17 protein-coding genes and 1 pseudogene are annotated in these 20940 nt (G+C 71.2%); 7 read left to right on the top strand and 11 right to left on the bottom strand.

Going from position 1 to position 20940, the window contains the following annotated elements; genetic code table 11:
* Positions 1-174: 174 nt before the first annotated feature.
* From OHA17_RS11960 to ureA, 5 genes are all read right to left on the bottom strand, one after another.
* Positions 175-1488, bottom strand: coding sequence for an MFS transporter (locus OHA17_RS11960; protein WP_406506472.1), 1314 nt, complete (start codon positions 1486-1488; stop codon positions 175-177).
* 65 nt (positions 1489-1553) lie between these two features.
* The gene (locus OHA17_RS11965) at positions 1554-2171 is read right to left on the bottom strand and encodes a TetR/AcrR family transcriptional regulator (RefSeq protein WP_406510692.1); all 618 of its coding nucleotides are present in this window, start codon (positions 2169-2171) and stop codon (positions 1554-1556) included.
* 45 nt (positions 2172-2216) lie between these two features.
* A complete protein-coding gene (locus tag OHA17_RS11970) occupies positions 2217-3254 on the bottom strand; it encodes an agmatine deiminase family protein (protein ID WP_344376472.1) in 1038 nt (345 codons plus the stop codon).
* An 11-nt stretch (positions 3255-3265) separates the two neighbouring features.
* Positions 3266-4948: an urease subunit alpha gene (locus OHA17_RS11975; protein WP_398878400.1), complete on the bottom strand. Its 1683-nt coding sequence runs from the start codon at positions 4946-4948 to the stop codon at positions 3266-3268.
* Positions 4948-5643: an urease subunit gamma gene (gene ureA, locus OHA17_RS11980; protein ID WP_406506475.1), complete on the bottom strand. Its 696-nt coding sequence runs from the start codon at positions 5641-5643 to the stop codon at positions 4948-4950. The genes OHA17_RS11975 and ureA overlap by 1 nt, the downstream gene beginning before the upstream one ends.
* Positions 5644-5770: 127 nt before the next feature.
* On the opposite strand from ureA, the gene OHA17_RS11985 reads away from it, so the two are divergent.
* Entirely contained in the window at positions 5771-7216 is a 1446-nt protein-coding gene (locus OHA17_RS11985) for a cytosine permease (RefSeq protein WP_406506477.1), read from the top strand.
* Between the two features lie 11 nt (positions 7217-7227).
* Here OHA17_RS11985 and OHA17_RS11990 read toward each other — a convergent pair whose 3' ends face one another.
* Together OHA17_RS11990 and OHA17_RS11995 are read right to left on the bottom strand one after the other, a co-directional pair.
* Positions 7228-8331: a branched-chain amino acid aminotransferase gene (locus OHA17_RS11990; RefSeq protein ID WP_398878406.1), complete on the bottom strand. Its 1104-nt coding sequence runs from the start codon at positions 8329-8331 to the stop codon at positions 7228-7230.
* 241 nt (positions 8332-8572) lie between these two features.
* Positions 8573-9622: a 3-isopropylmalate dehydrogenase gene (locus OHA17_RS11995; RefSeq protein ID WP_053723805.1), complete on the bottom strand. Its 1050-nt coding sequence runs from the start codon at positions 9620-9622 to the stop codon at positions 8573-8575.
* Between the two features lie 151 nt (positions 9623-9773).
* On the opposite strand from OHA17_RS11995, the gene OHA17_RS12000 reads away from it, so the two are divergent.
* Complete coding sequence (locus tag OHA17_RS12000; protein WP_406506480.1) at positions 9774-11348, top strand: purple acid phosphatase family protein; 1575 nt, start codon at positions 9774-9776, stop codon at positions 11346-11348.
* A gap of 14 nt (positions 11349-11362) precedes the next feature.
* Here OHA17_RS12000 and OHA17_RS12005 read toward each other — a convergent pair whose 3' ends face one another.
* On the bottom strand, positions 11363-11491 hold the full coding sequence (locus OHA17_RS12005) for a hypothetical protein (protein ID WP_107090443.1): 129 nt from the start codon (positions 11489-11491) through the stop codon (positions 11363-11365).
* A gap of 230 nt (positions 11492-11721) precedes the next feature.
* Positions 11722-13125 carry an MFS transporter gene (locus tag OHA17_RS12010; RefSeq protein WP_406506482.1) on the bottom strand — a complete coding sequence of 468 codons (1404 nt, stop codon included), beginning with the start codon at positions 13123-13125 and terminating at the stop codon, positions 11722-11724.
* Between the two features lie 111 nt (positions 13126-13236).
* Between OHA17_RS12010 and OHA17_RS12015 the strand changes: the two are divergent.
* Positions 13237-14085: pseudogene (locus OHA17_RS12015) on the top strand (LysR family transcriptional regulator); the annotation flags it as partial.
* Positions 14086-14110: 25 nt separating this feature from the next.
* On the opposite strand, the gene OHA17_RS12020 reads toward OHA17_RS12015, so the two are convergent.
* Complete coding sequence (locus tag OHA17_RS12020) at positions 14111-15142, bottom strand: LysR family transcriptional regulator (protein ID WP_406506484.1); 1032 nt, start codon at positions 15140-15142, stop codon at positions 14111-14113.
* A gap of 102 nt (positions 15143-15244) precedes the next feature.
* On the opposite strand from OHA17_RS12020, the gene OHA17_RS12025 reads away from it, so the two are divergent.
* The 4 genes from OHA17_RS12025 (at position 15245) to OHA17_RS12040 (ending at position 19666) form a co-directional block, all read left to right on the top strand.
* Complete coding sequence (locus tag OHA17_RS12025; protein WP_406506486.1) at positions 15245-16243, top strand: zinc-binding dehydrogenase; 999 nt, start codon at positions 15245-15247, stop codon at positions 16241-16243.
* A 102-nt stretch (positions 16244-16345) separates the two neighbouring features.
* Positions 16346-16693, top strand: coding sequence for a PadR family transcriptional regulator (locus tag OHA17_RS12030; protein ID WP_406506488.1), 348 nt, complete (start codon positions 16346-16348; stop codon positions 16691-16693).
* Positions 16690-17421 carry a hypothetical protein gene (locus OHA17_RS12035; protein ID WP_406506490.1) on the top strand — a complete coding sequence of 244 codons (732 nt, stop codon included), beginning with the start codon at positions 16690-16692 and terminating at the stop codon, positions 17419-17421. Before OHA17_RS12030 ends, OHA17_RS12035 begins: the two co-directional genes overlap by 4 nt.
* A 202-nt stretch (positions 17422-17623) precedes the next feature.
* Complete coding sequence (locus OHA17_RS12040; protein WP_406506492.1) at positions 17624-19666, top strand: phosphocholine-specific phospholipase C; 2043 nt, start codon at positions 17624-17626, stop codon at positions 19664-19666.
* Between the two features lie 65 nt (positions 19667-19731).
* On the opposite strand, the gene OHA17_RS12045 is transcribed toward OHA17_RS12040, so the two are convergent.
* A complete protein-coding gene (locus OHA17_RS12045; protein WP_406506494.1) occupies positions 19732-20937 on the bottom strand; it encodes an FG-GAP-like repeat-containing protein in 1206 nt (401 codons plus the stop codon).
* Between the last annotated feature and the right edge of the window lie 3 nt (positions 20938-20940).

The raw sequence follows: 20940 nt of genomic DNA on the forward strand, positions 1-20940 counted from the left end.
CGCGGGTCTGGGGCACGATGGCCGCTGCCGCGGGTTCTGCCACGGTTCAGCGATCACTGCGGACCGGCGCGCTGCTGTCCATAATCATGCGGGAAGCGAGCACGCTCGCAGTCTGCCATACGGGTCCGGGGCCCGGAGATGGGGTCTCACCATCCGGGCGCCCCCCGACCTGCACTAATTCGAAGGAACCGGTTCCGCTTGGGTTCGCCGGGGTTCGTCCTTGATCCGGTTGAGATCGATGTCGCGCGTCTCCCGCATGCTGAGGTAGACGACCAGCGACACCGCCGCACATCCCGCCACGTACCAGTAGAAGCCGGACTCGATGCCCGCCTGCTTGAACCAGAGCGCCACGTACTCGGCGGTCCCGCCGAACAGCGCGTTCGCGATGGCGTACGGGAGGGCGACGCCGAGCGCGCGGATGCCGGTCGGGAACAGCTCGGCCTTCACGCAGGCGTTGATCGAGGTGTAGCCGGTGACCACGACCAGGGCGAGCAGGGCGAGGCCGAAGGCCAGCCAGAAGGTGCCCGCGTGCTTGAGCATCGTCATGATCGGCACGGTCAGGAAGGTCGAGCCGACCGCGAAGGTGATCAGGAGCGGGCGGCGCCCGATCCGGTCGGAGAGCGCGCCCGCCAGCGGCTGGACGCACATGAAGACGAACAGCGCGCAGAAGCTGACGAGCGAGGCGGTCGACTTGTCCATGCCCGCGCTCTTGGACAGGAACTTCGTCAGATACGTCGTGTACGTGTAGTACGCGACCGTGCCGCCCATGGTGAGCGCCATGACGAGGAGCGCCTCGCGCTTGTGCGCCCACAGCGCCTTGAGGGTGCCCCGGTCCGCGTCGTGGGCCGCGCCCGAGTCCTCGTACACCTCGGTCTCCAGCATGGAGCGGCGCAGGTAGAAGACGACGGCCGCGCCGAGCGCGCCCACGATGAAGGGGACGCGCCAGCCCCAGCTGTGCAGGGCCGCGTCCGAGAGGTTGCGCTGCATGACGATCTGGAGGCCGAGGCCGAGGAGCTGGCCGGCGGTCATCGACACGTACTGGAAGCTGGAGGCGAAGCCGCGCTTCTTCGGGTCGGAGGCCTCGGTGAGGTAGGTCGCGCTGGCCGCGTACTCGCCGCCGACCGAGAGGCCCTGGAGGAGGCGGGCGACCAGGAGGACGGCCACTCCCCCGTATCCGGCAACCGCGTACGTCGGGGCGATCGCGATCAGGATCGCGGAGGCCGACATGAGGGTGACGGTCAGGGTGAGCGCGGCCTTGCGGCCCTTGCGGTCGCCGATCCGGCCGAGCAGCCAGCCGCCGACCGGCCGCATGAAGAAGCCGACCGCGAAGATCCCCATGGTGTTCATGAGGTTGGCGGTCTCGTTGCCCTTCGGGAAGAACGCGTCCGCGAAGTACACCGCGAACGTGGCGTACACGAACCAGTCGAACCACTCGACCATGTTGCCGGCCGAACCGACCCAGATCTTCTTCCAGTGCTCTCGTCCCATGGACGCTCACGTTGACGCAGGCCCGCGCGGCCGACAAGGCGTGCGGGCGCAACGATCGGGCCTACTTACGTGCGTTGCGTTCCCCGCATCAGCGACTCGTCCACGAACTCCCTTACGTGGTCGAGGACTTGGGGCCGGCCGGTGCCGGGCAGGCCGACCGCGACGTGCACGCTGAACCCGTCGAGCAGGGCGCGAAGGCGGGCCGCGAAGCGGTCGGCGTCCACCGGGCGGAACTCGCCGCGCGAGACGCCCTCGGCGACTATCGCGACCAGGTCGCGGTGCCAGGCCCCCTCGATGGCGGCCTGTCGGGCGCGGGCGGCGTGGTCGGCGTTCTGCGAGCGGTTCCAGACCTCCAGCCACAGGATCCAGTGCGGATCGCGCGGCCCGTCGGGGACGTACAGGTCGATATAGGCGTCGAGGCGCTCGCGGGCCGTGCCGGGGCGGGCGAGCAGGCCGCGGCGCTCCTCGCCGAGCCGGCCCTCGCTCCACTCCAGGGTCTGGAGCAGCAGCTCGTCCTTGGAGCGGAAGTAGTAGAGGAGGTGCCCGCTGGACATGCCGACCTCGCGGCCGAGCCCGGCCATGGTGAGCCCGTCGAGTCCGCGTTCGGCGATCGTGGCCATGGCGGCGACGAGCACCTCCTCGCGGGGCGGAGCGGTGTTGCGGCGGCGGGCGGCGGGACTCATCACCCGACCAGTTCTACCCGATGACCGCGCCGGGCCCTCGTGCGGTCACACCTTGGGCTGCTGCTGGGTGATGCAGTGGATGCCGCCGCCGCCCGCGAAGATCGTCCGGGCGTCCACGAGGGTCACCGTGCGCTCGGGGAACAGACGGCGGAAGATGCCGGCCGCGTTCTCGTCGCGCGGGTCGTCGAAGGCGCACAGGACCACGCCGCCGTTGCAGAGGTAGTGGTTGATGTACGAGTAGTCGACCCAGCCGTGGTCGTCCTTGAGGACGGTCGGCGCGGGGATCTCGACGACTTCCAGGGAACGGCCGCGGGCGTCGGTCTGGGAGCGCAGCAGCGCCACGTTCTCCTTGCAGAGCTCGTGGTCGGGGTGGGCCGGGTCGGGCTGGGTGTGGGCGACCACGACGCCGGGCCGGGCGAACGCTGCGACGATGTCGACGTGGCCGAGGGTGCCGTAGCCGTGCGGGGGGTAGTCGGCGGTGAGGCCGCGGCGCAGCCAGATGGCCTTGCGGGTGCCGAGCATGGCGTGGATCTCGGTCTCGACCTCCTCGCGGGACCAGTGCGGGTTGCGCTCGGGGCCGAGCTGGACGGTCTCGGTGAGCAGCACCGTGCCCTCGCCGTCGACGTGGATCGCGCCGCCCTCGTTGACCAGGCGCGAGGCGTACGTGCGCGCGCCGGCCAGGTCGGATACGTGGGCGCCGATCTTCGCGTCGTGCTCCCAGGTCGCCCAGTCCTGGGCGCCCCAGCCGTTGAACGTCCAGTCCACGGCGGCCAGTCGGCCCTTGCCGTCGGTGAGGAAGGTGGGGCCGATGTCCCGCATCCAGGCGTCGTCGAGTTCGCGCTCGACGAGCTCGATGTCGGGGCCGAGCAGGGCGCGGGCGCTGTCGGCCTGGCCGGGGCCGACGACCATGGTGACCGGCTCGAAGCGGCGTACCGCGCGGGCGACCGAGGCCCAGGCGGCGCGGGACTCGGCGAGCTCGGCGTCGTTCGGGAAGGTGACGTTGGGGCCCGGCCATGCCATCCAGGTCCGCTCGTGCGGGGTCCACTCGGCGGGCATGCGGAAGCCGTCGGCGGCAGCAGACATCAGGGTGGTCCTTACAGGAAGTAGAGGCGGTTGAGGGAGACGGAGTCGGCCGGTTCGGAGCGCAGCGGGTCGCCGTCGAGGGTGACGAGCCCGGTGCGGCCGTCCACGCCGACGGCTCCGGTACGGGAGTTGAGCAGCAGGTCGGCGGGGCCGATGCCGCGGGTGCCGCGCACCGCGACCCGGCGGCGGCGGGTGGGCAGCTGGTCGCCCCCCTGGTCGAGGGCGGCTTTGGCGACGAAGGCGACGGACAGCTCGGCCGCGGTCCCGCCGTGCGCCCCGAACAGCGGGCCGAGGACGAGCGGTTCGCAGGTGTCGGTGGCCGCGTTGGGGTCGCCGGTGACGCCCCAGGCGGGGAAGCCGGACTTGAGGACCATCTGCGGCTTGGCGCCGAAGTAGGCCGGGCGCCACAGCACGATGTCGGCCATCTTGCCGGTCTCGATGGACCCGATCTCGTGCGAGAGGCCGTGTGCGATGGCCGGGTTGATGGTCAGCTTCGCCATGTAGCGCAGGACGCGGGCGTTGTCGTCGCCCGGCCCGTCGCCCTCCAGGGGGCCGAGCTCGGCCTTCATCTTCCCGGCCATGGCGAAGGTGCGGCGCACGGTCTCGCCCGCGCGGCCCATGCCCTGCGCGTCGGAGGAGGTGATGCCGATCGCGCCGAGGTCGTGGAGCACGTCCTCGCCGCCCATCGTCCCGGCGCGGATGCGGTCGCGGGCCATCGCCGCGTCGCCCGGCAGGTCGGTCTTGAGGTCGTGGACCGAGACGATCATGCCGTAGTGCTCGGCGACCGCGTCCCGGCCGAAGGGGAGGGTCGGGTTGGTCGAGGACCCGATGACATTGGGCACGCCCGCCATCTTCAGGACGTTGGGTACGTGTCCGCCGCCGCAGCCCTCGATGTGGAAGGCGTGGATGGTGCGGCCTTCGAGCACCTTCAGGGTGTCCTCGACGGTGAGGCACTCGTTCAACCCGTCGCTGTGCAGGGCGACTTGGACGTCGTGCTCCTCGGCCACGCGCAGCGCGGTGTCGAGCGCGCGGGTGTGCGCGCCCATGTCCTCGTGGACCTTGAACCCGCAGGCCCCGCCCTCGGCGAGCGCCTCCACTAGGGGGGCACCGTCGGAGGACGAACCCCGGCCGAGGAAGCCGATGTTGACGGGCCAGGCGTCGAAGGCGGCGAAGGCGCCCCGCAGCGCCCAGGGCGAGTTGACGCCGACGCCCCAGACCGGGCCGAACTCCTGGCCGATGATCGTGGTGACGCCGGAGGCGAGCGAGGCCTCCATGATGCGCGGGGACAGCAGGTGTACGTGGGTGTCGACGGCTCCGGCGGTGGCGATGAGCCCCTCGCCGGAGACGATCGAGGTGCCGGTGCCGACGACCACGTCGACGCCGTCGAGGGTGTCGGGGTTCCCGGCCCGCCCGATCGAGCAGATCCGCCCCTCGCGGATGCCGATGGACACCTTGCGGATGCCCTGCACCGCGTCGATCACGACGACGTTGCTGATGACGACGTCGCAGGTGTCGCGGACGGCGGCGGCCTTCAGGTGCAGCCCGTCGCGGGCCGTCTTGCCGAAGCCGGCCAGGAACTCGTCCCCCGGGGCCTGCGAGTCGGACTCGACCCGCACGGTCAGGCCCGAGTCCCCGAGCCGGATCCGGTCGCCGGTGCGGGGGCCGTGCACGGAGGCGTACTCGTACGGGTCCATCACTTCTCTCCCTCGCGCGGTCCGGTTCCCAGGTATCCGCAGGCCGAGGCCCTGCGCAGGGCCTCCTGCCTGGCGCCGGGCGCGTCGAGGGGCCCGTCGACCAGGCCCGCGAACCCGATGGCGACGCGGTCGCCGCCGATCGGGACCAGGCCGACCTCCTCGCTCTCGCCGGGCCCGAACCTGACCGAGGACCCGGCGGGCACGCAGAGCCGCATGCCGTAGGCCGCCGTGCGGTCGAAGTCGAGCCGCGGGTTGGCCTCGAAGAAGTGGAAGTGCGAGGTCACCGACACGGGCACGGTGGCGGTGTTGGTCACGGTGAGCCGCACCTCGGGGGCCGCCTCCGGGTAGCCGTCGCCGGGCAGCAGCGCACCGGGGGCGTCCTCGCCCGCGGTGCCGCTGATGGGGTCGGGCACCACCGCGAGCCGGGAGCCGTCGTCGAAGACGGCCTCGACATGGACCTCGGTGACCACGTCGGACACGCCGGGCAGCACGTCGTCCGGGCCGAGCACGGCGCGGGCCGCCTCGATGGCCTCGGCGAGCCGCCGGCCGTCGCGGGCCGCCTCGCAGACGGTGTCCGCGATCAGCGCGGTCGCCTCGGGCACGTTCAAGCGGAGCCCGCGGGCCCTGCGGGCCCGGGCCAGTTCCGCGGCGCCGAACAGCAGCAGCCGGTCACGCTCCGTCGGGGTCAGTCGCACGCCACCACACCTCCTGTTTGAACGCCACTCTAACCAGAGATTTCACAGAGCGGAAGCATTGACGACACCGCTTGGCATGAGTCACATTGAGCGCCACTCAAACCCCCCGAGAGTGAGAGGCCCCGGCATGCCCATAGAACAGCGCGGAGTCGATACGGTCCCGGAAGCGGAACGCACCAGCGGGCCGCGCGACCTCGTGTCGATCCTGCTCGGCTCGAACCTGTGCCTCGGGGTGATCGTCTTCGGCTGGCTGCCGGTCTCCTTCGGCCTCGGCTGGTGGGCCTCGGTCGGCGCGGTGATCGCCGGCACGGTGGTCGGCACCCTCCTGACGGCCCCGCTCGCGCTCGTCTCACTGCGTACGGCCACGAACCTCTCCACATCCTCCGGCGCCCAATTCGGCGTACGGGGACGGCTGGTGGGCTCAGTGGTGGGCCTGCTGCTCTCGCTCGGCTACACCGCGCTGACCGTGTGGATCGGCGGCGACGCGATGACGGGCGTCCTGCACCGCCTGTTCGGCCTGCCGACCGGCGGGATCTCGTACGGCGTCGTGTACGCGCTGCTCGCCGCGGCCACCGTCATCGGCGCGGTGTACGGCTACCGGGTGCTGCTTCGCCTGTCGCGCATCCTGGCGGTGGGCATGACGGCGCTGCTGATCCTCGGAGTCGTCGCCTACGCACCGCACTTCACCACCTCGGCGCTGCCGGACGCGGGCGGCTATCTGCTGGGCTCGTTCTGGCCGACCTGGCTGCTCGCGCTCGTCGCGGCGGGGCTCAGCGGCCCGATCGCGTTCATCACGCTGCTCGGCGACTACACGCGTTACATCTCGCCGACCCGGCACCGCCCGCGCCGCGTCCTGCACGCGACCTGGCTCGGCCTGACGGCCGGCCTCCTGGTCCCCCAGCTCTTCGGCACGTTCACCGCGTACGCGGCCCGCGCGGCCACCGACTACGCGGGCCCGCTCGTCTCGGCCGCCCCCGGCTGGTACCTGGTGCCGCTGCTGCTCGCGGCCTCGGCGGGCTCGGTGGGCAACGCGGGTCTGATGCTCTACTCGATGGGCCTCGACCTGGACGCGATCCTGCCGCGCGCCTCGCGGACCCAGGCAACGTTCGCGGTGGCGGGCGTCGCAACGGTGTGCGTCTTCGCGGGCCACTTCGCCTGGGACGCGCAGGCCGCGATGACCTCGTTCGTCCTGCTGCTCACGGCGATCGGCACACCCTGGGCGGTGATCACCCTGATCGGCTTCGTGCGCTGCCGGGGCGTGTACGACGCGGACGCCCTCCAGGTCTTCAACCGCCGTTCGCGGGGCGGCGTCTACTGGTACCGCGCCGGCTGGAACCTCCGCGCGGTGGCCTCCTGGGCGCTCGGCGCGGGCACCGGCCTGCTGGCCGTCTCCCTGCCCAACTACCAGGGCCCGCTGCTGAGTTGGACGGGCGGAGTGGACTGCAGCTTCCTGCTGTCGGGGATGGTGGGCGGGGCGGCATACCTGATACTGACGGTCCGTCAGGCGAACGCGCCGGAGGGGCTGGACACCCCGGCCGACATCGGCCGGGAGTCCAGCCCCTCCAGCGTTTAGCGGGGCGGCGCTCAGCCCAGCGGGTGCATCCACCCGTGCGGGTCCGGGGACACCCCGGTCTGCAGATCGAGCAGCGCCTCACGGAGCTTCATCGTGACCTCACCGGGCTCACCGTCACCCTGGGTCCAGTTGGCGCGGGCCGACTTCACCGAGCCGACCGGGGTGATGACCGCGGCCGTGCCACAGGCGAAGACCTCGGTCAGGGTGCCGTTCTCGTTGTCCCGCTTCCAGTCCTCCGTGGAGATCCGCCCCTCGACGGCCTCGTAGCCGAGGTCGCGGGCGATCTTCAGGAGGGAGTCGCGGGTGATGCCGGGAAGCAGCGAGCCCGTCAGCTCGGGGGTGACGATCTTGGGCTTCTGGCCAGCCTCGCCCCCGTACACGAAGTACAGGTTCATGCCGCCCATTTCCTCGATCCAGCGGTGCTCGACGGCGTCGAGCCAGACCACCTGGTCGCAGCCGTGCTGGGCGGCCTCGGCCTGGGCGACCAGGGAGGCCGCGTAGTTGCCGCCGGTCTTGGCCGCGCCGGTGCCGCCCTTGACGGCACGGACGTACTCCTCGGACAGCCACACCGAGACGGGCTTGACGCCGCCCGGGAAGTAGGCGCCGGCCGGGGAGGCGATCACGATGAACAGGTACTCGTTGGCGGGCCGCACACCGAGGCCGACCTCGGTCGCGATCATGAAGGGCCGCAGGTAGAGGGAGGCCTCACCGGTGGCCGGGACCCACGCCTTGTCCTGCTGGACCAGCGCGTCGCAGGCCGCGATGAAGAGGTCGACGGGCACCTCGGGCATCGCGATGCGGCGGGCCGAGGACTGAAAGCGCTCGGCATTGGCCTCGGGCCGGAAGGTGGCGACCGTACCGTCGGCCTGGCGGTACGCCTTGAGGCCCTCGAAGATCGTCTGCGCGTAGTGCAGCGTCATGTTCGCCGGGTCCATGGACAGCGGGGCGTACGGCACGAGCTGGGCGTCGTGCCAGCCGCGGCCCTCGGTCCAGCGGACCGTCACCATGTTGTCGGTGAAGTGGCGGCCGAAACCGGGGCTGGCCAGAATCGCCTCGCGCTCCGCGTCGGACAGCGGATGCGAGGTGGGCTTGAGCTCGATCGTGGGCGTCGTCATGAGTGCTGTGTCCTTCACCGGTGGATAGTGACGGACCGCGCTCACGCCGCTGCTGCTGCCTGGACGTCCGAGCTGCTCCGCATGCCGCGGCCCACGTCCGATTATCGCTCTTGGCGGGGCCTTGGACACAACGGTGTGATGTGCGGTCCGGGGTTGATGGTGTCACCCGGTGGCAGCATGCGAAAAGCCGCCGGGTGCAAAAGCGAACCCGGCGACTTTTTCGTGTGGGAAAGCCGCGGGGTCAGCCGGCTACCCGTACGGCGAGCGCGTCGCCGATCTCGTCCGTCGTACGGACCGAGTCGCCGCGGGCCGCGAGGTCCGCCGAGACGGCGGCCTCGATGCGGGCGGCTTCGGCCTCGTGGCCGAGGTGGCGGAGCAGCAGGGCGACCGAGAGGATCGTGGCCGAGGGGTCGGCCTTGCCCTGGCCCGCGATGTCCGGCGCGGAGCCGTGCACCGGCTCGAACATCGACGGGAACTCGCCGCTCGGGTTGATGTTGCCGGAGGCCGCGACGCCGATGCCGCCGGAGACGGCCGCGGCGAGGTCGGTGATGATGTCGCCGAAGAGGTTGTCGGTGACGATCACGTCGAACCGCGCCGGGTCGGTGACGAGGAAGATCGTCGCCGCGTCCACGTGCAGGTAGTCGGTGGTGACGTCGGGGAACTCCTTCGCCACCGCGTTGAAGATGTTGGTCCACAGGTGACCGGCGTAGGCCAGGACGTTGTTCTTGTGGACCAGCGTCAGCTTCTTGCGCGGGCGGGCCTGGGCGCGGGCGAAGGCGTCACGGACCACGCGCTCGACACCGAAGGCGGTGTTGACCGAGACCTCGGTGGCGACCTCGTGCGGCGTTCCGGTACGGATCGAGCCGCCGTTGCCGGTGTACGGACCCTCGGTGCCCTCGCGCACGACGATGAAGTCGATCTCGGGCTGGCCGGCGAGCGGGGTGGCGACGCCGGGGAGCAGCCTGCTGGGGCGGAGGTTGACGTAGTGGTCGAAGAGGAAGCGGAGCTTCAGCAGGAAGCCGCGCTCCAGGACGCCGGACGGGACCGTGGGGTCGCCGATCGCGCCGAGCAGGATCGCGTCGTGCTGCTTGAGGGCGGCGACGTCGGCGTCGGTGAGGGTCTCACCGGTGGCGTGGTAACGCCGGGCGCCGAAGTCGAACTCCCTGGTCTCCAGCTTCACATCCTGCGGAAGGACGGCACTGAGAACCTTCAGGCCCTGGGCCACGACCTCCTGGCCGATGCCGTCACCGGGGATCACTGCGAGATTGATGCTGCGAGAACTTGCCGACATGGGGGAACCCTACTCGCCGTCCCAGCCATTGACACCCGATGTCCACAGTGTGGACAGGTCTAAGTCTCCCGCGAAACGCGTAGGCAGGTGTACGCCCGCCGTTCACCTCTCGGTGAGAATCGCGTCGACTCGAAGGAGGACGTTTCCGGCCATGGACATCCCGAGATTCGGCATCCCCGACCGGCTCGCCGAGCGCATGAGCATGGCCGAGCAGCACGAGTACCTGCGCAGCAGGCTGACCCGGCGCGGGGTGCTGCGCACCAGCGTGGCCACCGCCGCGGTCGCCGGGGCCGGCGTCGCGACGGCCGGGGCGGCCTCGCCCGCGTTCGCGGCTCCCACCGTGCTCACCTCCAACTCCCGTACGGGCGTGGATGGTTCGCTGGCCGCGCCGTTCGGCCGCCACCTCGCGTACGGAGCCGACCCCAGGACGCAGATGCGGGTCTCCTGGCAGGTCCCGTTCGCGGTGAAGAAGCCGTACATCCGCATCGGTACGAGCCCCTGGTCGCTGAGCCGGAAGATCGACGCCGAGGTGCGCCACCTGACGACGCCCGCCCTGAACGGCGGGAAGATCGCGGCCGCCGAGCAGTTCTACGTGCACGCGGGCCTGGACCGGCTGCGTCCGGGCCAGACGTACTACTACGGCGTCGGCCACGACGGCTTCGACCCGGCGGACCGGCGCAACCTGGGCACGCTCGGCACCTTCACCACGGCTCCGGCGCACGCCGAGAACTTCACGTTCACGGCCTTCGGCGACCAGGGCGTCAGCTATCACGCGCTGGGCAACGACCAGGTGATCCTGGGCCAGAACCCGGCCTTCCACCTGCACGCGGGCGACATCTGCTACGCCGACCCGTCGGGCTCGGGCCAGCCCTCGGACCAGTACGACGCGCGCACCTGGGACCAGTTCCTGGCGCAGACCGAGTCGGTCGCCAAGACGGTGCCGTGGATGGTGACCACCGGCAACCACGACATGGAGGCCTGGTACTCGCCGCAGGGCTACGGCGGCCAGAACGCCCGCTGGTCGCTGCCGGCCAACGGCCCGGACCCGGTGAACCAGCCCGGCGTCTACTCGTTCGTGCACGGCAACGTGGGCGTGGTGGCCCTGGACGCGAACGACGTCTCGTACGAGATCCCCGCCAACTTCGGCATCAGCGGCGGCAAGCAGACGCAGTGGCTGGACAAGCGGCTCGGCGAGCTGCGCGCCAACCACGCGGTCGAGTTCATCGTCGTCTTCTTCCACCACTGCGCGTTCTCGACGACCAGCTCGCACGCCTCGGAGGGGGGCGTGCGCGACGCGTGGGTCCCGCTGTTCGAGAAGCACCAGGTGGACCTGGTGATCAACGGGCACAACCACGTGTACGAGCGCACCGACGCCATCAAGGGCAACAAGGTGGGCCGCAAGGTCGCGATCGGCGAGCGCACCGACCCGACCCGCGACGGCATCGTGTACGTCACGGCCGGTGCGGCGGGCCGTTCGCTGTACAGCTTCCCGGTGCCGGACTCGTACGAGGGCCATGTCGCGGACCGCGACAGCGTGGACACCTTCCACTGGGCCAAGGGCGGCGCGAAGGTCACCGAGACCGTGGAGTGGTCGCGGGTCCGCTACACCAACTACTCGTTCCTCGCGGTGGAGGTCGAGGCCGGCCGCCGCCCGAGGATGAAGGTCAGCGCGCTCGCCGAGACGGGCGAGCGCATCGACCACTTCGAGATCCAGCGCGGACGTTAGCCGGGCAGCCGGGCTCAGTGCCCGGTGGCGCCGCCGTTGTCCCTGCGGTCCAGCGCACGCTGGAGGGCGGCGGCGGCGTTCTTGCGGTCGGACTCGCTGCTGCGCGAAGAGTGACGGACTCGGCGGGTGGGCTGCTTGACCATGGGGATTCGACTCCTCTGCTGGGAGGTCCGGGGGCAGGCCCCGGCGGATGCAGTGAGGTGCCGGAAGGGGCGGGGAGCGCTGCCGCAGGGGTTGCCTGCCAAGGGGCACTGCGCTCGCGACCGCCATTCGCTGGATCTGCGAGACGTTCGGCTTCTACAAAGCTAAGCCTTGCGGTCGAGTCTGTCTCCACAATTACTCGGACTTCCTACTATCTGAGACGGGCGCCTCTCTACGAGGTGCGGGCAGACGGCTTCGCGAGCTTCGTACGCACCGCGTCGCCCGTGCCCCGGTGCAGCCGCAGCGCACCCACCATGGGGGCCAGGCCGACCACGCCGAGCAGGCAGAACGCCACCGCGTAGGCGGCGGAGGGGGCGCCGGTGACGGCGCCGCCCAGGCGCAGCGCGACGGTCGCGACGGCCACCCCGAGCCCGGCCGCGAGCTGGTTGGCGGTCGCGGACAGCGCGTTGGCGTCGCGCAGCCGCTCGGGTGCCATCTCGCTGAACGCGATCGTGGAGTAGCAGGTCAGGCCGAGCGAGCGGGTGGCCCCGCTGAGCATGACGAGGGCGGCGGTCACGGCGACGGGCGTCGCGCCGGTGAGCAGCGCGCAGCCCGCGACGGTCGCGGCGAGCCCGGCGGTGGAGACGAGCAGCAGCGGACGGAAGCCGAAGCGGTTGAGGAGGTACGTGGTCGCGGGCTTGATCCCGATGTTGCCGACGAACACGAAAAGCACCACGGCGCCGGACTTCACCGCGCTCCACCCGAAGACCTCCTGGAAGAGGAGGGGCAGCAGGAACGGCATGGCGCCGACGACGAGCCAGAAGAGCGACCCGCCGGTCACGGAGGCCCGGAACGACGCCACGTCCAGGGTGCGCAGATTGACCAACGGGTGGGCGGTGCGCAGCAGATGGCGCCCGGCCGCGCCGAGCGCGAGGACCGCGAGCGCGGCCACGGCGGCGACCACCGGCCAGCCGCTGTGGGTGTCGGCGACCAGGTGGGCGGCCCAGGTGAGGGCGGCGAGCCCGGTGCAACTGAGCAGCACGCCGGGCAGGTCGAGCGGCGGCGGGGTCGCGGTGGGTCCGGCCGCCACCAGGCGCCGGGCCACGACGAACGCGGCGGCGCCCAGCGGCAGGTTGACCAGGAACATCCAGTGCCAGCTGGCGTACGTGGCGAGCAGTCCGCCGAGCAGCGGGGCGACCACGGGTGCCATCAGGCCCGGCCACACGATGTACGCCATGATCTTCGGGATGTCGGTCTTCGGGGCCCCGTTGAGCACCAGGAGCCGGCCGACCGGCACCATCATGGCGCCGCCCGCGCCCTGGAGGACGCGCATGGCTATGAGGAGGCCGAGGCTCCCGCTGGCCGCGCAGCCCGCCGAGGCGAGGGTGAACACCACGATCGCGGTGAGGAAGATCCGCCGGGCGCCGTAGCGGGCGGTGAGCCAGCCGCTGAGCGGTATGAGCACGGCGAGGGTCAGCAGATACGCGGTGATCACCAGGCCGACGGAGGCAGGCGTGGTGTCGAGGGAGGCCGCCATCTGCGGGGCGGCGGTGGCCACGATGGTGCCGTCGAGCATCTCCATGAAGAAACAGCCGGCGACGAGCAGGGCGGTAGCGCGCTGTCTGGGTTCGAGCATGAGGTCAAGACTGACCCCGCCCATTGCTGCACACAAGGTCCGATTGGTTAACCGAGCTGTGTATATGGTGCAGCATTCGGCCATACTCGGGGCATGCAACAGCTGCCGGACATGAATCTGCTGCCCTCGCTCGACGCCCTGCTGCGGGCCGGGAGCGTGGCGGGAGCCGCCGCCGAGATGCGGATCTCGCCGTCCGCGATGAGCCGGACCCTGGGGCGGCTGCGCAGGGTGGTGGGCGACGAACTGCTCGTGCCGTCGGGGCGCGGCCTGACGCTGACGCCGCGCGCCCGGGAGCTCCAGCCGCGCGTGGAGGCCGCGCTGGCGGCCGCGCTGGCCGCGCTTCGCCCACCGCCGGAGCTCGAACTGGCCACCCTGCGAAGAGAGTTCACCATCCGGTCCAACGACGGCGTGGCCGTCATCTTCGGCTCGGCGCTGACCGAGCGGGTGATGCGCGAGGCGCCCGGGGTGCGGCTTCGGATGCTCCCCGAGGGCGAGGAGGACCCGGCCGATCTGCGGGACCGGATCGACCTGGAGGTGGGGCAGATGCACGATCTGCCGCACGACATCCGCAGCAGCCCGCTCGGCGAGTACAGCTATGCGGCGGTGGTGCGCGCCGACGGGCCTTACGCCGCCGAGCGGTTGACCCCCGAGCGGTTCGCCGCGCTCCCCCACATCACGGTCACCCGGCGCGGCCGGGTGCGCAGCGTGGTCGACGAGCGGCTCGCCGAACTCGGCCTGGTCCGCGACGTGCTGGCCACCGCGCCGACGTACTCGGCGGCCTGCTTCTTCGCGCTCCGCTCGGACGCGCTCGCGCTGGTGCCGCGTCAGTTCGCCGTCGAGGCGGCGCGGGCGATGCCGCTCACGACCCTCGACATTCCGCTCGACCTGCCGACCATCCCGTTCGTGCAGGCCTGGCACATCAGGGTGGACGCGGATCCGGCGCACCGGTGGTTGCGAGGGGCGCTGGCCGAAATAGTGGGGGAGGTCAGCGGGGCGGGCCGACCGGCTGGGGGCGGGCCGGCTGGGCCGGAGGCCGCTGCGGGCGGGTCGACCGCGGCGCGACCGACCGAGCCGCGACCGACTGAGGGACTGGCGAAGGGGCTGATTGAGGCGCGGCCGGCTGAGCGACTGGCCTAGGGCGCAGTGCCCGCAGCTCCCTGATCAGGCCGCGTACGGCGACCGATCCGGCGAGTTCGGGCGTGGTCACATAGCCGACGGAGCGTGTCGGGCGCTCCGGACCGAGATCGGTGATCTCGATGGTGGGCGGTGCTCCGACCAGTGACAGCTCCGGCATGATCGCCATTCCGAAACCACTGCTCACCATCGAGAGCACTGCTCCGTCGTCCTCGGCGCGGACCGAGGCTGCCGGGATCCACTCCTGCTCGGCCCACCAACTCCGGGTGTACGACGTGCAGTTCTCGGTCCAGTCGACCAGCGGAAGCGAGCGCGGCGCGGCGTGCCCGGCCGGGTGCACCAGCGCGTACCCCTCCTCCAGGAGTACGTCGCCGACGAGCCCGGGCGGGATCGGCGAGGTGGTGCCGATCGTCGCGATGCCGAGGTCCGCGCGCCCCGCCGCCACCTCCCCGGCCGTCCCCGCGCCGACCTCCCGCACCAGGCTGACTTCCGGCACGATCCCGGGGTACCGGGCGGTGAGCCGTTCCAGTGCGGCGGGCAGCAACTGGAGTGCTGCGCTGCGGAACGCGGCGATCCGCAGCGGCCCCGCCACCGTGTCGTCCGCCGGATCGGGCGCGGCCCCGCGCGCCTCGGCCGCCAGGGTGTCGAGGAGCCGGAGCACCCGCCGGGCGTGAGCGACGGCCCGGCTCCCGGCGGGCGTCGGGGTCGCGCCGCGCCGGCCCCGCTCGAAGAGGACGGCGCCTATCTTGGCCTCGCTGGAGCGCACCGAGTGCGAGACGGCGGACTGGGTCATGCCGAGCTTCTCGGCGGCGGCGGAGAAGCCGCGCTCGCGCTCCACGGCCACCAGGACGCGCAGTTCGTGCGGGGCGAGGTCGCTGGGCATGGGGGCTCCTACCTGTACGTATGAGCAGAGTTGATGGATCGCTCGGTTCCATCGACGCAACCCCCTGCCGGGCCCGCGCATTCCTTTCTAACGTCCTGGGCCATGACGACTTCGATCACCGTTCAGCAGTCCGCCCGCCCCGACGGGCTCCCCACCCCGGCCGACTTCGAGCTGGTCCGGGCCCAGGTCCCGGACCCCGTTCCCGGCACCGCGCTCGTCGAGAACCTCTACCTCTCCGTGGACCCGTACCACCGCGAGGTGATGGACGAGGGCCCGCTCGGTACCCCGCTGGAGGGCCGCGCGCTCGGCCGGGTGCTCGCCTCGCGCGATCCCGGGCTCGCGGTGGGCGACCTCGTCTTCCACCGGCAGGGCTGGCGCACCCACGCGCTGGTCACCCTGGGCGTCGACGGGGTGCGCAGGATCAAGGCGTACGACGGCGTCCCGCTCTCCGCCCACCTCGGCATCCTCGGCGGCACCGGGCTCACGGCGTACGTGGCGCTCACCCGGACCCTGCGTCTCAAGCCCGGCGAGGACCTGTTCGTCACGGCGGCCGCCGGGGGCGTCGGCACGGCAGCCGGACGCATCGCGCGGCTGCTCGGCGCGGGCCGGATCATCGGCAGTGCGGGGTCGCCGGAGAAGGTCAACTACCTTACGGGGACGGTCGGTTACGACGCCGCCTTCGACTATCACGAGGGTCCGGTCGGCGAGCTGCTCGCCAAGGCCGCTCCGGACGGGGTCGACGCGGTCGTCGAGAACGTGGGCGGCACCCACCTGGAAGGTGCGATCGCGGGGCTTCGCGACCACGGCCGGATCGCCTGGGTGGGCGCGGTGGCCCAGTACAACAGCCCCGCCGAACCGCCGGCCGCGCCCCGCAACCTCTACGACGTGGTCCACAAGAGCCTCCGCCTGGAGGGCGTACTCGTCCGCAACTACCGCGACGCACAAGGCGAGTTGGAGGATTTCCTCGTCCCGCACCTGAGGTCCGGGCGGGTGGCGTCGGACGAGACCGTGGTGGCCGGATTCGAGGGAATCCTGGACGGGTTCATCGGAATGCTGCGCGGGGCCAACACCGGGAAGCTCCTCATCCACGTGGCCGACTGAGCACGCACTCCGTGTGCACGGCACTCCCCGCGCGCGGCATCCCCAACGCTCGGCACCCCGATCTAGATTGCATTCCTACCTAGGTGGTGGTGGAATACACGCATGGCCGCAGACCGCAGATCCAGCTGGCTCAAGGGCGTCCTTGACCTCCTCGTCCTGTCCTGTCTCACCGGGGGTGAGAGCTACGGGTACGAGATCTCCAAGGCGCTCACCGCCGCCGGGCTCGGCGAGATCAAGGGCGGGACGCTCTATCCCGTACTCAACCGCCTTGAGGAAGCCGGCCTGGCCGTCGGCGAGTTCCGGGCCGCCGAGCGCGGGCCGGGCCGCCGCTACTACCGGCTGACCGACGACGGCCGCAGGGCGCTCGCCGAACAGGGCGCTTCCTGGCGTGAGTTCCACTCGGCCGTCACCGCCATGCTCACCAGCACACTTCCAGGGGGACCAGCGTGAACACCGAATACTTCGCCGAGCTCGGCCGGCTGCTCGCGGCTCGCGGCCTGCCGCAGCAGGAGGTGTCGGCGACCGTCGCCGACCTGACCGGCTACCTCGCGGAGTCCGGATCGGCCGACGCCCACGAGGAGTTCGGGGCGCCGGACGTCTTCGCGGACCGGCTCACCCAGGGGCGCACCGACGAGCGGCCCGAGCCCGGGGCCGAGACCTGGAAGTGGACCGCCGACATCTACACCGACCGCCTGCTCCTCAACCAGTACGGGGCCGAGGGCTGGGAGGTCGAGGGGATCGACTTCGTCGGCCGCTTCGTGTGCCGCCGGCCGGACGCCGCGATGCGCTGGGAGTACCGCCGCGAGACCGCGCACGGCGCGAAGGGGCGCGAGGCGCTGCTCGCCGATCTTGAGCCGGACGGCTGGGAGCCGTGCGGCCGCTGGCTGCACATGACGTACTTCAAGCGCCCGGCCGCCGCCAGCGCGGGCCCGGCCGCCGAACTGGCCGCGCCCCCGGCGCCGCCGGCCCGGCACGTGTTCTTCAGCGCCAAGTTCTGGGGGCTGGTGGCGGTGTTCGTCGTCTCGATGACGCTGCTGGTGCTCGGCAACGGCTTCGGCCTGTTCGACTTCAACCGGCCCGCCGTCTACATCGGCATGCTGGGCGCGGCTCCCGTGGGCGTGCTGGTCGGGTGGTTCGGGGTGAAGCGGGACATCGCCAGGGGTATCGAGAGCCGATGACGGCGGGGGCCGATGACGGGGAGCGCCCCCTATTTGTCGGCCATGTGATCTCTCATCACCTCTCACCGGACCTTAAGAAACCCCGCCGTTGACCCAGTGTTCATAAATCTCTCCCTGTAGAGGTCTAGCTTCAGACCATTGGCTGGCGCCACTCTTGCGCTCGATGTGCCGCTGGGGCACAGGCGACCGAAGAGGCGGGCGGATGACACCGATCAGTCGTAGAGGATTCGTGGCTCTCGGCGCGGGCGTGGCGGCCGGCGCCGTGCTGCCCTCGGGGGCGGCCGAGGCCGTCGGTTCGGCGGTCACGAGCACGGCGGCCGCTTCGGCGACCGGCACCATCAAGGACGTCAAGCACGTGGTGATCCTGATGCAGGAGAACCGCAGCTTCGACCACTACTTCGGCCGCCTCAAGGGCGTCCGGGGCTTCGGCGACAAGAGCGGCATCCTGCTCTCGGGCGGGCAGCCCGTCTTCAACCAGCCCAACGGCCTCGGACGCCAGTACCCGTGGAAGCTCAGCTCGACCCCGGGCGCGGGCGGCGCCGACGGCGAGACCCTCGCCCAGTGCAACGGCGACCTGCCGCACAGCTGGACCTCGCAGCACGCGGCGTGGAACAAGGGCCGGATGGACAGCTGGGTCTCCGGCGTCGGCAACGTGCGCTCGCTCGGCTACCTCGACCGGGGCGACATCCCGTTCCACTACGTGCTCGCCGACAACTACACGATCTGCGACGCCTACTTCAGCGCGACGCTCAGCGCCACCGGGCCCAACCGCACCTACCTGTGGAGCGGCAAGGTCGACGGCTCCAGCTACGACGGCGGCGACGAGTCGGGCCTGACCTGGGAGACGTACGCCGAGGCGCTCCAGCGCGCCGGGGTCAGCTGGAAGGTGTACCAGAACGCCAACGACAACTACGGCGACAACGGCCTCGCCTACTTCTCGAAGTTCACCTCCGCGCCCGCCGGTGACCCGCTGCACGACCGCGGCATGGGCTCCGTCCCGGCGGCCACCGGCTCCACCCCCGACGACATCGCCGCCGCGATCAAGGCGGACGCGCTCGCCGGGACGCTCCCCCAGGTGTCCTGGGTGGTCGCCAACCAGGCATTCTCCGAGCACCCGTACGCCCCGCCCGGCGACGGCGCGCACTTCGTCGACCTCGTCTACCGCGCGCTCGCCGCGGCCCCCGACGTCTTCGACTCGACCGTCCTGTTCCTCAACTACGACGAGAACGACGGCTTCTTCGACCACGTGCCCCCGCCGTCGCCGCCCGCCGGGACCGCGGGCGAGTTCCTGAACGGCATCCCGTACGGCCTCGGCTTTCGTGTGCCGATGCTCGTCATGTCGCCCTGGACGCGCGGTGGCTGGGTCTCCTCGGAGGTCTTCGACCACACCTCCGTACTGCGCTTCATGGAGAAGTGGACGGCCGCCCTCGGCACCCCGGCCGGCTGCCCGAACATCAGCGCCTGGCGCCGCAAGGTCACCGGCGATCTGACCGGCCTCTTCGACTTCTCCTCGCCGGTGTACGGCATGCCGTCCGGGCTCCCGGCCACCAAGGTGATCGGCATCGGCACGTGCGGCCCGCTGCCCAACCCCGCGCCGCAGAACAACGCGCTGCCCGCCCAGGAGTCCGGCACCCGCCCGGCCCGCGCGCTGCCGTACCAGCCGAACGGCAACCTCGACCGGTTCGAGTTCAAGGCCGCCGGGCAGATCGTGGCCTGGTTCTCCATGGCCAACCAGGGCTCCCCCGCCACCAGCGCCGCGCACTTCTCCCTGCACCCCAACGCCTACCGGGACACCACGCCGTGGCAGTACACGGTCGACCCGGGCGGCACGGCCACCGACTTCTTCCAGATCGGTACGGGCGCGGGCGCGGGCAAGTACGACTTCACCATGGTCGGCCCGAACCGCTTCCTGCGCCGTTTCGTCGGCGACGCGACGCAGGCGGGCAAGTCCGTCGAGGTGGCGGCGCGCTACGCGGTGGAGACCGGCACGGGCAAGATGGCGGTGTGGTTCAAGATGACCAACTCCTCTGCCACGACAGTGAAGTTCACGATCACCTCGAACCAGTACCGCACCGGCACGTGGACGTACAGCGTCCCGGCGGGCGGCTCCACCGAGGACTTCTTCAACGCGGTGGCGTACCAGAACGGCTGGTACGACTTCACGGTCACGGCCGACTCCGACTCGACGTGGTCGCGCCGGTACACGGGGCACATCGAGACGGGGGCGGTGTCGGTCAGCGGGTGACGCCGACCGCGTGCCGGAGCTTTGCCTGAGTACGAGAGCTCATGTGGCGCCGGTCACGCGTCGGCTCAGAACAGCGTGTCGCTGTTCTCCACGTTGTAGGTGACGGTCTCGGCCTCGCCGAGCCCACCGCCCTGGAGGCCTCGATAGACGCGGACGACTCCGCCGACGGCGAGCAGGTCGGGGTGCCCGTCCTGGTCGTAGTCGCCGATGCCGAGCAGGGTGTCGTACGCGGCCCAGCCACCCGTACCGATCATGACGCGGTTGCCGAACCCGCCCCTGCCGTTGCCCGGGTAGAGCCACAGCTTGCCGTTGTTCTCGCTGACGACGAGGTCGTTCCTGCCGTCGCCGTTCAGGTCGCCGGGCCCGGCGAAGGACTTCATGGCGTTCCAGCCGGCGCCGAGCAGCAGCCGGTTGCCGAACGAGCCCTTGCCGTTGCCCGGGTACATGTAGAGGTTCCCGGCAGTGTCCCGGGCCAGCAGGTCGCCCTTGCCGTCGCCGTTGAGGTCGCCCGTGGCCTGGATCTGGCTCATGCTGTTCCAGCCACCGCCGAGGGCCAGCCGGTTGCCGAACGAGCCGTTGCCGTTGCCCGGGTACATGTAGAGGTTCCCGGTGGTGTCCCTGACCAGCAGGTCCTCGTTGAGGTCGCCGTTGAGGTCGCCGTGCCGGGTCATCGCCGTCATGGAGTTCCAGCCGGCCCCGAGCAGGGATCCGGCGGAGTTGCCGCTCAGGAACCACAGCCGGCCCGCGTAGCTGCGGTGGAGCAGGTCCGGCCCGCCGTCGCGGTTGAGGTCGCCGAACGACTGGGCCGGACCCGCGTTGGGGCCGTACGGGGTCGACCAGTCGATGCTCTCGGTGCCGCCCTGGCACTCCCGTACGGTGTGCGCCCAGCGGGCGGAGCCGAGGTTGTTGTCCAGGTGGCTGTTGGCGTCCGCGAAGTCGGACAGATTGATGCCGTAGCTTCCCGGCCCGCCCGCCATGACGTCGTGCACGGAGTCGAGGTACTCGTAGTTGGTCCGGCTGTACAGGCAGAGCTGTTCGTAGCCGGTGCGGTTGACGACCGACGACGCCTTGGAACGCCAGGCGCCGAGGTCGCGCTGCGGAGTCGAGTACGACGCCATCGCGCCTTGGCCGTCGGCGCCGTCGAAGACGCAGAACTTGCCCTGAGGACAGCGGTCGAAGCCGGTCGCGGCCTGGGCCGGAACGACGGAGGTCGCGACGAGCCCCAGGGCGGCAGCAGCCGTCACCAGGGCAGCGCGAAGCTTGGTACGCATGGA

The sequence above is a fragment of the Streptomyces sp. NBC_00212 genome (assembly GCF_045206365.1).
In the GTDB taxonomy this organism is placed as follows: Bacteria; Actinomycetota; Actinomycetes; order Streptomycetales; family Streptomycetaceae; genus Streptomyces.